Annotated in this window: 12 protein-coding genes and 4 tRNA genes; 8 read left to right on the top strand and 8 right to left on the bottom strand. The window is 42.7% G+C overall.

What is annotated here, in order from left to right; all coding sequences use genetic code 11:
• Positions 1–213: 213 nt before the first annotated feature.
• The 4 genes from AC1RM2_RS18305 to AC1RM2_RS18290 all read right to left on the bottom strand — a co-directional run bounded on the left by AC1RM2_RS18305 (position 214) and on the right by AC1RM2_RS18290 (position 4,447).
• Positions 214–1,764: an Rne/Rng family ribonuclease gene (locus tag AC1RM2_RS18305; RefSeq protein ID WP_492986616.1), complete on the bottom strand. Its 1,551-nt coding sequence runs from the start codon at positions 1,762–1,764 to the stop codon at positions 214–216.
• 232 nt (positions 1,765–1,996) lie between these two features.
• Positions 1,997–2,842, bottom strand: a complete 846-nt coding sequence (locus AC1RM2_RS18300) for a tetratricopeptide repeat protein (RefSeq protein WP_492986615.1) — start codon at positions 2,840–2,842, stop codon at positions 1,997–1,999.
• 9 nt (positions 2,843–2,851) lie between these two features.
• Positions 2,852–3,145 (bottom strand): HU family DNA-binding protein, encoded by a 294-nt coding sequence (locus AC1RM2_RS18295; protein WP_076378439.1) that lies wholly within the window; start codon positions 3,143–3,145, stop codon positions 2,852–2,854.
• Positions 3,146–3,505: 360 nt separating this feature from the next.
• Positions 3,506–4,447 (bottom strand): NADP-dependent oxidoreductase, encoded by a 942-nt coding sequence (locus AC1RM2_RS18290; protein WP_492986614.1) that lies wholly within the window; start codon positions 4,445–4,447, stop codon positions 3,506–3,508.
• 86 nt (positions 4,448–4,533) lie between these two features.
• On the opposite strand from AC1RM2_RS18290, the gene AC1RM2_RS18285 reads away from it, so the two are divergent.
• Together AC1RM2_RS18285 and AC1RM2_RS18280 are read left to right on the top strand one after the other, a co-directional pair.
• Positions 4,534–5,385, top strand: coding sequence for a helix-turn-helix domain-containing protein (locus tag AC1RM2_RS18285; RefSeq protein WP_492986613.1), 852 nt, complete (start codon positions 4,534–4,536; stop codon positions 5,383–5,385).
• A gap of 62 nt (positions 5,386–5,447) precedes the next feature.
• On the top strand, positions 5,448–7,877 hold the full coding sequence (locus AC1RM2_RS18280; RefSeq protein WP_492986612.1) for a TonB-dependent receptor domain-containing protein: 2,430 nt from the start codon (positions 5,448–5,450) through the stop codon (positions 7,875–7,877).
• A 245-nt stretch (positions 7,878–8,122) separates the two neighbouring features.
• Here the strand turns inward: AC1RM2_RS18280 and AC1RM2_RS18275 are convergent, their stop codons facing one another.
• On the bottom strand, positions 8,123–8,599 hold the full coding sequence (locus tag AC1RM2_RS18275; RefSeq protein ID WP_492986611.1) for a hypothetical protein: 477 nt from the start codon (positions 8,597–8,599) through the stop codon (positions 8,123–8,125).
• 943 nt (positions 8,600–9,542) lie between these two features.
• On the bottom strand, positions 9,543–11,123 hold the full coding sequence (locus AC1RM2_RS18270; RefSeq protein ID WP_492986610.1) for a TROVE domain-containing protein: 1,581 nt from the start codon (positions 11,121–11,123) through the stop codon (positions 9,543–9,545).
• 141 nt (positions 11,124–11,264) lie between these two features.
• Here AC1RM2_RS18270 and AC1RM2_RS18265 point away from each other — a divergent pair, with 141 nt between their 5' ends.
• The 5 genes from AC1RM2_RS18265 (at position 11,265) to AC1RM2_RS18245 (ending at position 12,314) form a co-directional block, all read left to right on the top strand.
• Positions 11,265–11,744: a hypothetical protein gene (locus AC1RM2_RS18265; RefSeq protein ID WP_492986609.1), complete on the top strand. Its 480-nt coding sequence runs from the start codon at positions 11,265–11,267 to the stop codon at positions 11,742–11,744.
• Positions 11,745–11,929: 185 nt separating this feature from the next.
• Positions 11,930–12,002 (top strand) — tRNA-Pro (locus tag AC1RM2_RS18260).
• 4 nt (positions 12,003–12,006) lie between these two features.
• Positions 12,007–12,079 (top strand) — tRNA-Ile (locus tag AC1RM2_RS18255).
• An 81-nt stretch (positions 12,080–12,160) separates the two neighbouring features.
• A tRNA-Cys gene (locus AC1RM2_RS18250) sits at positions 12,161–12,234 on the top strand.
• Positions 12,235–12,242: 8 nt separating this feature from the next.
• Positions 12,243–12,314, top strand: a tRNA-Gln gene (locus tag AC1RM2_RS18245).
• A 106-nt stretch (positions 12,315–12,420) separates the two neighbouring features.
• Here AC1RM2_RS18245 and AC1RM2_RS18240 read toward each other — a convergent pair.
• Positions 12,421–12,789 carry a winged helix-turn-helix transcriptional regulator gene (locus tag AC1RM2_RS18240; protein WP_492986608.1) on the bottom strand — a complete coding sequence of 123 codons (369 nt, stop codon included), beginning with the start codon at positions 12,787–12,789 and terminating at the stop codon, positions 12,421–12,423.
• 102 nt (positions 12,790–12,891) lie between these two features.
• Between AC1RM2_RS18240 and AC1RM2_RS18235 the strand changes: the two genes are divergently transcribed.
• Positions 12,892–13,776, top strand: a complete 885-nt coding sequence (locus tag AC1RM2_RS18235; RefSeq protein ID WP_492986607.1) for a PhzF family phenazine biosynthesis protein — start codon at positions 12,892–12,894, stop codon at positions 13,774–13,776.
• Between the two features lie 19 nt (positions 13,777–13,795).
• On the opposite strand, the gene AC1RM2_RS18230 is transcribed toward AC1RM2_RS18235, so the two are convergent.
• Positions 13,796–14,197, bottom strand: a complete 402-nt coding sequence (locus tag AC1RM2_RS18230; protein WP_492986606.1) for a hypothetical protein — start codon at positions 14,195–14,197, stop codon at positions 13,796–13,798.
• Positions 14,198–14,267: the final 70 nt, after the last annotated feature.

Below are 14,267 nucleotides of genomic sequence, written 5' to 3'. Positions count from 1 at the left end.
CAAGTCATTTCCGGTGCGAAGTCATGCTGCACTCTTTCGCCAAACTATCTGAACCGGAAATCTAATTTTTAAATTTTACCTGCACCGAACTTACTTACAAAGAATTGCCTTTATAGAGATGGGGGGCAGGTTAAAAAAGAAGCCAAAAAAAGTGCAGACGTTTTATCAACATCTGCACATCTGTAATCTGAAATTTGCACATCAAATGCGCATCTATAATTTGATCTCTTCGTCTTTTGAGGAGAAGAAGTGAAACTCGGTGATCTGGTAAGCAGGATTGCTTTTAACCTTAATCCACTGTCCGTATTTCAGGAGCCATTTCATTTGGCGGGTATAAATACCCTGTTTAATGTAAGCTTCAATATATGGGTGCACACATAGGGTAATACCCTTTTCGTTTTGCTCATCCAATATATAATTGAAGTTATTTTCAATGTCGTCCATCAGCAAAATGGTTGGCCTAATGGTACCTGTACCATTACATGTAGGGCACACTTCGCTGGTTACAATATTCATTTCGGGCCGTACGCGCTGGCGGGTAATTTGCACCAACCCAAATTTACTCGGCGGTAAAATGGTGTGCTTTGCCCTGTCAAGCAGCATTTCGGCACGCAGGTGGTCAAACAGTTCTTTGCGGTTTTGCGGCTTGTGCATATCAATAAAATCGATAACAACAATACCGCCCATATCGCGCAAACGTAACTGGCGGGCAATTTCTTTAGCCGCTTCCTTGTTCACCTGGTAGGCGTTCTCTTCCTGGTTTTCTTTACTGGCTGTGCGGTTACCGCTGTTTACGTCAATAACGTGCAACGCTTCGGTATGCTCAATTACCAGGTAAGCTCCACCGGCAAGGTTTACGGTTTTACCAAAGGCTCCTTTAATCTGTTTATCAACGCCAAAATGTTCAAATATAGGCTCCTTATGCTTATGCATACGCACTATACTTTCCATATCAGGCGAAATCTCGTGGATGTATGACCGAATTTCTTCGAACATACTGTTATCATTTACGTAGATGTGCTGAAAATCGGGGTTCAATATATCCCTCAGGATAGTTGATGTACGCCCAATTTCGCCCAAAACCTTTTTTGATGGTTCGATAGACGGCAACCTTGTAATAAATGCTTCCCACTTTGATATCAGATCAAGCAAGTCTTTCTGTAATTCCTCAACGCCTTTGCTTTCAGATACCGTACGGATGATTACGCCAAAATGTTTTGGCTTAATACTTTCAACAACCTTGCGCAAGCGGTTACGCTCTGTATTACTTTTTATTTTTTTGGAGATAGAGATGGCTTCCGAAAACGGAACCAGTACTACATATCGCCCTGCGATAGAAAGATCAGAACTTAAGCGCGGCCCTTTGGTTGATATAGGTTCTTTGGCTATTTGAACCGGAATGAGCTGGCCCTTAGTCAATATATCAGAGATTTTGCCTCCTTTATTGATATCGGCTTCCAGCTTAAAGCCGTCCAACAGCTTTGACTGATATCCCCCGCTACGTACTTGCTTGGTTAGCTTAAGCAGGCTTTGCACCTGCGGCCCCAAATCAAGATAATGCAAAAAGGCATCCTTCTCGTAGCCTACATCCACAAAAGCAGCATTTAAGCTGGGCATTATCTTTTTGATACGCCCAAGATAAATATCACCAACAGTATAATTGTTGCTGATTTGCTCTTTATGAAGCTCTACAAGTTGTTTGTCCTGTAATAATGCAATGGTAGCCCCATTGGGGGATGAATCGATAATTAATTCTTTTATCAACTGCTACTCCATTTCTTAAAACGGTAAACACCGTATGTAAATAAGAGGGTAAAAAACACTCATAATAAAAAGTACCCACCTTTAGTAAAGGCGGGTAAAATCTGCTTTGGTTATCGCAGCTTATTTCTTTTTATGTCTGTTTTTTCTCAAACGTTTTTTGCGTTTGTGGGTAGCCATTTTGTGTCTTTTACGTTTTTTACCGCTGGGCATAATAATAATTTTTAAATGTTGATTACTTCTTTAATTCGTTTATATCGTCATCAATACGCTGCACAAATGCTTGATCTGGCACCATGTTTTTGCACTTTTGGTAAGCCTCAATGGCTTCCTTTTTCATGCCCAGCTGCTTATAGCTTTCGGCCAGGTAAAACTCCGGCTCAAGCTCTGCTTTTTGGGCAAGTAATGTTTTAAACCTCGCAACTGCTTTTTCAAACTGGCCCGATTTCATGGCGAACATTCCTAAATTGAGGTTTGCGCTCCAGTTGTTCGGATCCTTTTTTACTACTTCAAGCAGCAAGGCTATTCCCTGCATAGGTGCGCCTGCGCCATTTACGTACGCTACGCCTAATCCTGTTTTGCCTGCAAGGCTTTCAGGTTGTAACTTTAAGGCATTTTGAAAAGCCTCGGCAGCGTTGCTTACAAAAGCGGGCTGCAATAAAGTATCCTGGGTAAGTTTGTATGCATCGTTAAAACGGCCACCCGCATTTAACCAATCGTCGGCTTTGTTAGTTTTCCGGGCCAGGGCCTGGTAGTAAAACGCTGCAGGTGCGGGTTGGTTATCATCGTCCCACTGTTTGGCCAGCTGCTGTTGCAGCTTTTCGGCATCAGCGCCCGATGCAGTTTTCAATTGCCCTTCAAGGTCATTTATCTTTGCTGTCAACGCCGCCCCAATTGCTGCTTTGGCAGGCTCGGATACCATATCAACCGTTACTGTTGTTGCAGCCTTGCTGCTGTTAAGTACCGTTGTTTTATCGCTTTTGGCCTCTTTAGGTTTTATTAAACCTTTAACAGGTAAATAGTACAAATAGCCCATTACAGCAACTATTGCTACACTAACGGCTATTTGTTTCTTATACATATCTTAAAATTATTTGCTGGTTTTGTTACCTGTTTTTACTTTTTCAACAAAAGTTTTTGCTGGTTTAAAGCTTGGCACAAAATGCTCGGGGATAATGATGGCAGTATTTTTTGAAATGTTACGTGCTGTCTTTTTTGCTCTTTTCTTTACTACAAAACTACCGAATCCTCTGACGTAAACATTCTCGCCACCTACCATTGAGCTTTTAACAACTTTAAAAAACGCCTCAACAGTTTCCTGCACGTCTACTTTCTCGATACCTGTCTTAGATGAGATTTCAGTTATAATTTCTGCCTTAGTCATGTCTAATTTTTCTTATTTAATTATATAAATACTTAACTGTTTTGGGGTTGCAAAAGTATCGCTTTAATATTTAAGTGCGAAATATTTAACAGTTTTTTTTTACCCAGTACCTAAAACGTACATTTTCGTTACAAAGTATAGACAATCGGGCTTATTTACTCCCTTTGGGAGTGGGGAGTACCAGAGGCATATAAGTGAATCAGCCGGCCTTTGCCGGCTGATTCAGAAAAGAGGTTTCTTGCGATCTAAAACAACGATTATTATTAAGGCTAAGCGTGTTACCGATCCTGGTAAACCATCACATCTCAGGGCCAAGCATCCTGCTACAAATAGCCGCCGACAGATGCATTATTTCCTTTTTTACAATTCTATCACAACTTTTCCAACTGCCCTGCCGCTTTCCAGCAAGGTATGCGCCTCGCCCACCTGCTCCAGCTGGAAAACTTTGGATACATGTGATTTGACGATGCCTTTTTCTAAAAGACCTGCAATGGTTTTCATATCATCTCCGCTTGGATAAACCAACACGTTGTGACCATGTACACCTAAGTCCTGTGCTTTTTGAAGCAATTCATCGTTAAAAGCGTGCAAAATACAAATTACCGCACCACCTTTATTTACAATATGGAGCGACTGTTCTGTATTTGCGCCGCCAATGGGATCAAATATAAAATCAATATCACTCACTACGTCTTCAACCTTTTGTGCTTTATAATCTATATGCTCATCTGCACCTAATGATAAAACAAAATCTTTATTGGCTGCCGATGATGTACCAATAACATAGGCTCCCAGATGTTTGGCCATTTGTACCACATAGTGGCCAACGCCGCCCGCTGCAGCATGAACCAGTACCCTATCCCCCTTTTTAACATTTACCTTGGTGGTTAAAACCTGCCATGCTGTAAGCGCGGCAAGCGTGGCTGCAGCGGCCTCATTATGGGTTATGTTTGCAGGTTTTATAGCCAGCTCAGATGGCCTGGCAACAACATATTCCGCATAGGTTTTACCTAATACCGGAAAATTGATCATCGCAAACACTTCGTCGCCGGGTTTAAAACCGCTAACCTCACTGCCGGCTTCGGTTATTACGCCCGATATATCCCAGCCTAAAATTATAGGCAACTCCATTTTGGTTCGGCCGGCAGCACCTTTGCCCTGGCGTGTTTTGGCATCAACCGGGTTTATGCTGATGGATTTTAACTTTATTAATACTTCATCAGCATTGATGGGCGGTACTGGTATGTTAACGGCTTCAAAATTTTCTATACCGCCAAATTCTTTTAAAATTATTGCTTTCATTTTTTTACTTTTTTAACAGGGCAAATATCTACCAATAAAAATAATTAAATTGGTATATATTTACTATAATTTGGTATTTTTGCTTTATGGTAAAGGAAAATCTGTACGAACCGTTTTCAATTGCTTATCTAACATTAGATAAATGCCCAAAGTTTGAGCATCAGCATAGCTTTTTTGAATTAATTTATGTGATATCGGGCACAGGCAGGCAATGCATCAACAAAAACCATTTCGATTACCGGGCCAGTCATATGTTTTTGATAACGCCCGAGGACTGCCATTCGCTGCATATTGACAGTACTACCGAATTTTTCTTTTTACGCTTTAACGATATCTACCTCAAAAATAGCGGCTTGCTACATGAAAACATCCAGCGGTTGGAATACATATTGCACAACGCCAACCACCAACCAGGCTGCATTCTTAAAAACCTGCCTGATAAACGCCTGGTTGGGCCAATAGTAGAAGCCATCATCCGTGAATATGAGAATAAGGACATTTATAATAAAGAGCTTATTCAGCAACTGGTAAATACGCTGATCATCGTAGTAGCCCGAAATATTGCCCGCTACCTGCCAGAGCAGTTAAACATGGGCACCGAAGAAAAAGCGATGGATATTTTACAATACGTGCAAAGTAATATCTATTACCCCGAAAAACTAAAAGCCGATGTAATCAGCAATACCTTCAGCATCTCTGAAGCTTATATGGGCCGTTATTTTAAAAAGCACGCCAGCGAAACTTTGCAGCAATACATTATCAATTATAAAACCAAGCTGATTGAGCACCGCCTGCAGTTTAGCGATAAGCGCCTGAATGAAATTGCCAATGAGTTTGGCTTTACCGATGAAAGCCATTTTAACAAGTTTTTCAGAAAGCAAAAGGGCAATAGCCCTAAAGAATACCGGAAAATGATACAATTGCCACGTGCATCGTAACCAGGTGTAACACTTTGGATTCATGGGCGTCTTACTGCTGAATTCTGATTACATTAGCTGATATGACCCTTAAAACCCGGTGCCTGCTTGTCCTGCTTTTTTTATCATCAATCGCCTTTGCACAATCTTCCGGGGCCGCGAAGCCTGATTTTACCCTTGTTATACTAACTGAAACAGGGCAACCCGCCGAAGGCGCTACCATAAAATTAATAAAAGATAATAAGCTCATAAAATCGGCCATTGCAGATGCACGGGGAGCGGCCCGGTTTGATGTTATCCCTGCAGGCTCTTATCTATTTTCCGCTACTTATACAGGCTACAAACCGCAACTCAGCCGTGCCTATAAATTTCCGGGCCATAACTATTCGGATACCATTAAGCTACAACCCTTAAATACGGCCTTGCAAGAGGTAAACATTGTGGCCCATGCTCCCCTGGTACAGCAAAAAGATGGTAAAACCATATTAAATGTTGATGCCTCGGTTACTAATACGGGCTCTACCGTGTTAGAAGTGCTGGAGAAATCGCCGGGTGTTAGTGTTGACAGGAATGGAGGCATTTCTTTACAGGGCAAGGCGGGTGTTATGGTGATGATAGACGACAAGCAAACCTATTTATCGGGTGCCGATTTAAATAATTTATTGAGCAGCATGAGCTCAAGCCAGGTTTCGCAGATAGAACTGATTACCAACCCAACGGCTAAATATGACGCCAGCGGCAATGCCGGTATCATCAACATAAAAACCAAAAAGAATAAGCAAAAGGGATTTAACGGTACGTTTACGTCGTCGGTTGGGCAGGGTGTTTATCCTAAAAACAATAATAGCCTGGTACTTAATTTCCGTACCGGCAAAATCAACACTTTTTTTAGTTACAGCATGAACCTGGTGCAGTACCTTACCAATATTTATGCCCTAAGAAAGTATTACGATGCCAGCAACAACATAACAGCCAAGCTCGATCAGCCCTCCTATTTTTCGGGCACATCGTTCAACAACACCATCAAAACCGGGTTAGATTATTCCGTAACCGATAAAACTACCATTGGCGTAGTATTAGGCGGTACGCTGGTTAACCGCAACGGCAACAACCGCGCAGTGGCAACCTGGTTAAATACCAGCGATGTGGTTGACTCGGCGATATCAACCACCAACCACAACAAAAACCGGTTTAAAAACGGCTCGGGCAACTTAAACTTACGGCATACGCTCTCCCCGTCGCAAACGCTTGGGGCCGATTTTGATTACCTGCATTACAATATCCAAAGCAAACAAAATTTTAATAACTCGCTGCTTGCACCCGGCGGTTACCAGGAACTGTCAAGAAGTGATATTCCTACAACCATCAGTATTTTATCCGGCAAGGTTGATTATAGCATCAAAACAGATCAGCACGGTACTTTTCAATCAGGTTATAAATCATCTTACAGCAGCACCGATAACGCTGCTTTATATGAAAACCTGAATAACGGGTTATGGACCGAAGACTACAGTAAAAGCAACCAGTTTTTATATAAGGAAAACATTAACGCGGTGTATGGCACTTTCGAGAAAAAGTATACTAAGATAACCGCGCAGGCCGGCTTGCGGTACGAGTACACCAGTTACAAAGCCCACCAGTTAGGCAATGTGCTGCAACAGGACTCGGCTTTTAAAAGAAATTATGGCGGGTTTTTCCCCAGTGGTTTTATCAGCTACCAGGCCGATTCATCCCATAGTTTCACATTAACCGCCGGCCGCCGTATTGACCGCCCTATTTTTCAAAACCTGAACCCTTTTTACTTTATCATTAATAAATACACCTACCAAACCGGCAACCCCTACCTGCTGCCCCAATACAGCTGGAATTTTGAGCTAAGCCACCAATACAAAAACCTGCTTACCACTACGCTGCTATACAGCAATATAAAGAATTATTTTTCGCAGCTGTTTTTAAACGATGCCGCCAAGGGCATCCTGTTGTATTCGCAGGGAAACGTGGGCAGCACGCACAATTATGGCGTTTCATCAACGCTATCGGTATCGCCGGTTAACTGGTGGAGTCTTACCTTTCAGGCGCTTTACAACCACAAACAGCTGAAAGGCTTTAACGGCAATACCTACACCAGCCAGGCAGACCAGTTGAACATAAATACCAATAACCAGTTCACCATTGCTAAAATTTATACTGCCGAGCTATCTGGTTTTTATACCACCAGGGCCCGTACCGATATACAGGAGCAATTGTACCCAACCGGGCAGCTATCATTAGGTATATCAAGGCCAATGCTAAAAAAGAGGGCTACTCTAAAATTCAGCGCGCGTGATATTTTCTATACCAACGCCATGGAAGGGCTTACCCAATTCCCCAATGCTACCGAGTATTTTAAACTGACGCGTGATACCCGTGTATTTACGCTGGCGTTTACATATCGCTTTGGTAAATCATACAAAGTGGCCGGCCGGTCGGATGGTAGCGCTGGAGACGAGAAAGACCGGGTTGGGAATGGTTAACAGGAGCTAAAAGCGGAAGGGATAAAGCTTAAGGCAATCAGCAAATATGCAGGGAAGTATTTAAAGTTGATAAGATTTATTTTGCGCTAAGACGCAGAGGCGCAAAGTAATTTGCTTATTTTTTTTTGCGGCTTAGCAATCTTTGCGCGAAAAATCCAATAACCCGAACTTGTATAGCACAACATAGTTGATCATGAAATGTTAAATGCCATTCACTGGGGTGCTATGTGCTGGTTAGGCTGTTATTACTTTTTTACCTTCATTTCGCGCTTTTTTGGCGATATCATTTTGGTGATGGTTTTGCCCTGAACAATATCTTTAGGATTTTTGACTTTGGCCAATGAATTTTCCCAGGCCTGCTCAATTAAAGCGGTTATGTACTCCCTGGGAAAATCATCAAGTTTATTAACAAGTATATACCTGTATTGGCTGCCGTTACCTAATAAAAGCTTTTTGGGGTCGGCAATTTCTGATCCCCAGTAAAATCCGAAATGTACGTTTTGATTGGTGGTGCGGTAGGCTGCAACCGAACAAAAGGTTTGCCCCAACTTTTCTGTAGGCGACCAGCCGAAGGCCAACGCGTTGTAGTTATCATAAATAAGCTCATTAGCCTGCGGGTATAAATCCCACACAAATTCGCGCAGCCAGATTGCTTTTTCACGCACCTCGGGCGAAAACTCACATAGGAACCTGAGCAAATCGGTTACTTCATCTTTTGGCATGGCTTGCTGGTTTGGTATGTTAAATATATCAAGATAAACCTTGCAAAGCAACACGCGGGGCGGCATGGCGAAATAAAAAAAACATAAAGAAGAGCAAAATCAACCTGCGATTGGCATAAGCGTGACAGGCGAAGTAACGCAGGTTTACGGCATCTTCTTTATAGTTTTTTTGCAATAAGCAACAACCAATGGCAAGGGCAACTGGCAACAAATGACGTGCCTGCTCTACCACTGAGCTACAATAGCGGGCTTTTTAAAGCTGACGCTAAAGGCCGGGCTCGAACCGGCGACCTGGGATTTTGGAGATCGAAGTAACACTTGTTTAACGACACCTTAACCACCGGTTATTGCTATTTACATTTTTATTAAACCACCCTTGATGGCCGGGATACTAACAAAGGGCAACAGGCAATAAGTATTTCTGCATCATGCTCTAACCAAACTGAGCTACTGCGGTTGCCCGCAGGCTGGACTTAAACCAGCGACCCTGACGTCCCAAATCGAAGTATTACTTATTTACGACACCTTTATTAGTTTCCCAGCCTTAAAAAGGCTGAGTATTCATTAAAAAGCCTGTAGACCACGTATAACATCAAGAAGGGTAACTGACAACAAGTGACTTGCACCTTGCGGTGCCCCTGCTCTATCATCTGAGCTACTGCAACCTAAGCTACAGGCCGGACTTGAACCAGCGACCCGGGGGTTATCAATCGAAGTAACACTCGTTTACGACACCTTCTTTTTATTTTTAATAACATAAGAAGCAACAAACGACCAGGAAACGGGGACTCGCGTTAGGGACTCGAACCCTCATCACAGCTTGCGCCACAATGCCCTCCCCTTATTGGCGAAGTAATCCTGATCTACGGCATTCTTAAGCCCCCCAGCCCCCTAAAGGGGGAGCCGGAAGTTTTCTTATTCCCCCTTTAGGGGGTTAGGGGGCTCAGATTTCCACCTTATTGATTTCGCTTAAAGCTGAATTTCCTTTCTCAAGGGCTTCCAGCACTTCAAACACTTTATCGCTCCAGCCGGCTACCAGGTAAACATCGTTTTGCATTACCTGCAATGGCACCTTGCTGTAGCCTTTTAAATCAAACAGGTATAGTTTTGCCTTTGGCGCAACTGCTGTTTTATAACGCGACCACAATGCGTGGATATAATCGCCGCTTGCTGGTATGCTGTTGTATAGCTGGCAGTCGGTAAATAACATTACTTTATCCATTTGCACATTACGGTCAAGCAGGTCTTTGATTACCAGGTAACCGTTTGTTGAGTAACCAACTTCGCCTTCGCGTTTGTAAAATTCCTGCACATTGTTCAATATGTTGTGGCGTGGTACCATAATGGTTTTCCATGTATCGCCAAACATACCCACTTCTACATTTTTACAGCGCGATTGCAGCAACATGGCCAGCATCAGGCCCACATCGTACAGCAAAATTTTTGATTTTGCCGATACCGCTGTTTGCATCGAGCCGGATACATCGCAGGCCAGCAATACCCTGGTATCGTGATCAAAGCCTTTGATGTTTGCCGCGCTTGCCTGTACTGCTTTTTCCAACGCATCCAGTAACTCGCCGGTATAGCCTTTGTTGCCTGTTAACAACGCTTTAAGCTTTTGGCCCAAACCTTGTACAGGGGTTACGCTTCCGGCACTTAACAGTTCGCGGTATGCAGCCAGGTAACGGAATGGAAACTGCTTTGCCTTTGCCACTTTATCAGCATCGGCAAGTGTTGCGCATACCTTTTGGATATGGGCATAGCTTACACCGGCTTCCTGTATATTGCGCAGGTTACGCAGCAAGGCCATATAACCCAACTTTCCGCTATCTATCAATTCCTCCCATTTGTTGCGAAAAGCTGCCGCTTTTGCCTCCTGGCTATCGTAATTAAGCTGCCCTAATGCCGATAGCTCGGTTTCCCAGGTGTAAGGGGTTTGCAATGTGCCGCTTACTATTTTGTTAAACACCAGTTGCTGTGCATCATCCTTTGCCTTTGGGTGCACCAGGAACAACGCATCGCGCATTTTTATAGCGGTATCGCGGTTGTACTTGGCAAACTGGTACTCGTCAAAGTTATTAAATGCGGCTTGCAGGCCTTTTTGCATTTGCTTTGATAAGCGGTTCAGTTTTTTTGGGCCGGTGCGCTGGTTCAGCATTTCGTAACAGGCCAGCAATTCGGTTATTTCGTCGGCGCGGTTAACAACCCCGGCTGTAACCCGGGCAACCAAATCGTCGCCCGAGTGCAGCTTAGCCAATTCAGTAGCCAAAACCAATGGCACCGAACGCATGTACATTTTGGTACGGGCATATACTGCCAGCCTGCCCACAAATTCGGGCTTGCACTTATGTATAATGTTGCGCAGGCGCTCCATCCGATCATCGTTCTTTTCGTAAAAGGAATCGCTCAGGCTCCAGGTTACTACCATGGTATACAGTTCCATCTCTGGCGATAGTGCAAACGCTTTTGCACCCTCGTGATTAGTGAACTGATTTTTTACTTTGCTTAACAGGTTAAATTTCATTGTTACCTCCTTTTATTTGTTTTGATGATACAAAGGTTAAGAGGCACTACGCAGCCTATTTGCGCAGTGAAAATTATTTTTATTTTTTTTTGAAAAAAGATTAGAAGGAGTGGTAACTATACATAACCTTACGAAGCATTTATGAAATTCTTTCCCTACGAAAACTGTTATATTACCAGCGCCCTATCATATGAAGATGCACAACTGAAATTAGAAGAAATTTTATCACCGGGTAAGGGCTTGTTTTCACCAATACCATATTTTAAAGGCTACATGGCAAATGGCGTGTTCCAAATCTCGCCCGATATAACTTACTGGAACTCATTTCTGCCTCAAATAAAAGGGGCGATACAAGCAAATTCAAAAGGATGCAGCATACATTTGACAATGAGAATGTATACCGCAGTCGAGATATTTGCAACGTTGATCGCAATTGGGTTCGGTATTGCAGGATTAATAAATGTAATTTACGGTAGCATCGCCAGTAATCTCAAACCGGTCGACTTCAGTCTGTTTTTAGGGGCGTTATTCGTGTATATGTTAGCGACCGCGGCCTTTAAGGCAGAAAGCATCAAGGCAAGGGAGAAGTTACTCGAAATATGGGATGGTGAGTTGATTTAAAAAATAATTTAATATTTTTCTTGTTTAATAAAATATTTATGTATCATTGCATCATGAAAAATACAATATGTATACAAAACCAATACCCCCAACTGATTTATCAGAGGAGATAGCTATGTATTCATAAAAACGATATAAACTAATGCAATCCTCTTAGATAAACCTAAGGGGATTTTTTGTTTTACAGGGTAGTATATCAATGGTCAGATTACTCCGTTTGGAACGGAGAGGCTCCCGGTTCGAGTCCGGGTTACCCTACTATGGAAATGTAGCTCAATGGTCAGAGCAGCACCCTTATACGGTGTCGGTTAAAGGTTCAAGTCCTTTTATTTCCACTATAAAACAGTTGTTTATATAAATAGAGTTAAAAACTAAAACGATGCGATGAGCGGATAAAGATAATTTTATAATGCCTTGGCCGGTTGCCCGAGTGGTTTAAGGGAGTCCTCTGCAAAAGGAATGTTCACAGGTTCGAACCCTGTACCAGCCTCTGTTTATTTTCCTGTGGTGCAATTGGCAGCACAACTGATTTTGGTTCAGTTGATCGTGGTTCGAATCCATGCAGGAAAACCCATGCCTTTGTTTATTAAAATACGTATATTAAATTATAATTTATGTATTATGCGTCATTTATTGACGTATTTAACAAATTATACTGCCTGTGCTATTTTTAATATCAGGATTTTATTTTTTGCCTGTGGTTTAACCCCCACTGCACTAATGTTTCTGTAACGGGAAAAACACTTAGCCCATAATCGGTGATTGAATAATTTACGGTAACAGGCCTGGTATCCATCACCGTTCTGGAAACAAGCAGGTTCATTTCCAGGTCCTGCAATTCTTTAGACAGCATCTTGGCCGAAATTCCTTCAATTTCCCGCTGCAACTTCTTAAACGTATTTTTCTCGGCAACATGGTTATTCAGGTGCCGCATAATCCGCAGTTTCCATTTTCCGCCCAATATTTCCAGGCTGTCTTTAATGGCCGCCAATTCCTGGTCGCAGCTTGCTTCCTGTATGTTCCCGTTGATATTGATAGTGGCCATAATTATTGATAGTTAACCAAAGGTAACCGGTTACCTTTGGTTAACCCATAACAAAAATAAACTACCAGGCTTTACTTTTGGCATCATGTTAATTAAATAAAAATGAAAAAACTTAATTATTACGTGCTGGATGTATTTACCGATCAGAAATATAAAGGCAATCAGCTCTCGGTAGTTTATACCGACGATGAACTTGAGCTGAGTCAGTATCATGCCATTTCCCGGGAATTTGGCTACTCCGAAACTTCATTCGTAAATTATTCAACAACCGAAAACGCGCTGAAGGTACGCTCGTTTACCCCGGCTGAATTTGAGGTTGTAGGCGCCGGCCACAACCTGTTGGGCGCGGTGTGCCTGGCTTTGATAAAAGGGTGGGACATTTTTAAACACCAGGATGGGCCCCACTCTGTAATAATCGCGAATACAAGAATCCCGCTGCAGGTTACCCAACATGGCGGGCTTCCGTACGTGGCCATGAAACAGCAGCCGGCCAGGATAATAACAGAATTGCCTGCTGGTTTGGTTGCAAAGGTTATTGGATTGAATTTAAAAGATTTAGAATTAAATAACTGGAAAATCAACGTTGTTGAAACAGAAGTTGCCCACCTGATGGTGCCCGTAAAAGATTTGGACACATTACAACGTGCGGTGCCCGATAAGGCACTTTTAAAACAACTCTCGGCAAAATTCCAATTTGAGGGCTTTTACCTGTTTACCACAAATGGCCAGGATGATTGTTATGTTGCCGAAGCGCGTTTTTTTAATCCCGGTATCGGGATTGATGAAGACCCTGCAACAGGAACAGCAGCTGGCCCCCTGGCCGGTTACCTGGAAAAATTAGGCCATATTAAGGCCGGGCAGGATTACAGGATAATACAGGGCACTGCGGTAAAGCATCCGTCGTCAATCCATATCAAAGTTGCCGGCGATGGCATTTGGGTAAGCGGCTCTTCAGTTATCGTTATGGAGGGCACCATATACCTGTAAAAGAGGCAACAAGCTGCGTTTATTCCTTTTCATAATAGTCTACCGGCGCATCGGCCGCACTGCCTATAGCGCCGCCCAGGCTAAATTTGTTCCCGGTAAGGCCTATATATTTTGCCTCGCTGTTGTAATCGTTATCAAAAACAATACGGTTACGCTCGGTGCCGTTTACGTTTTCTTTAAACAGCTTATAAGTACCACTTTTTTTCAATACGTGTTTAAGATAGTATTTGTAACTGGTGGCCGAAAAGTTGTAAACGGTACCATTGCCCGGTTTATAGGCACTGCTGTCGGTTGGTGGTGGGCAATAACAGGTTGTACCCCGGTATTCCCAGTTACCATTAAGGCTAATGCCAGCGCTATTATCTTTTTTACAAGCAAATAAAAACAAAACGATGGCGGTTACGAGTAATATTTTTTTCATTGATACTCAGGTTTATTAAGCTTATTACGGCTACAATAACGAAAATGCTACAGTAAATTATTGGTCAATA

The sequence above is a fragment of the Mucilaginibacter sp. GW822-FHT03E02 genome (genome assembly GCF_058801545.1).
This window is presented reverse-complemented; position numbering and strand designations above follow the sequence as displayed.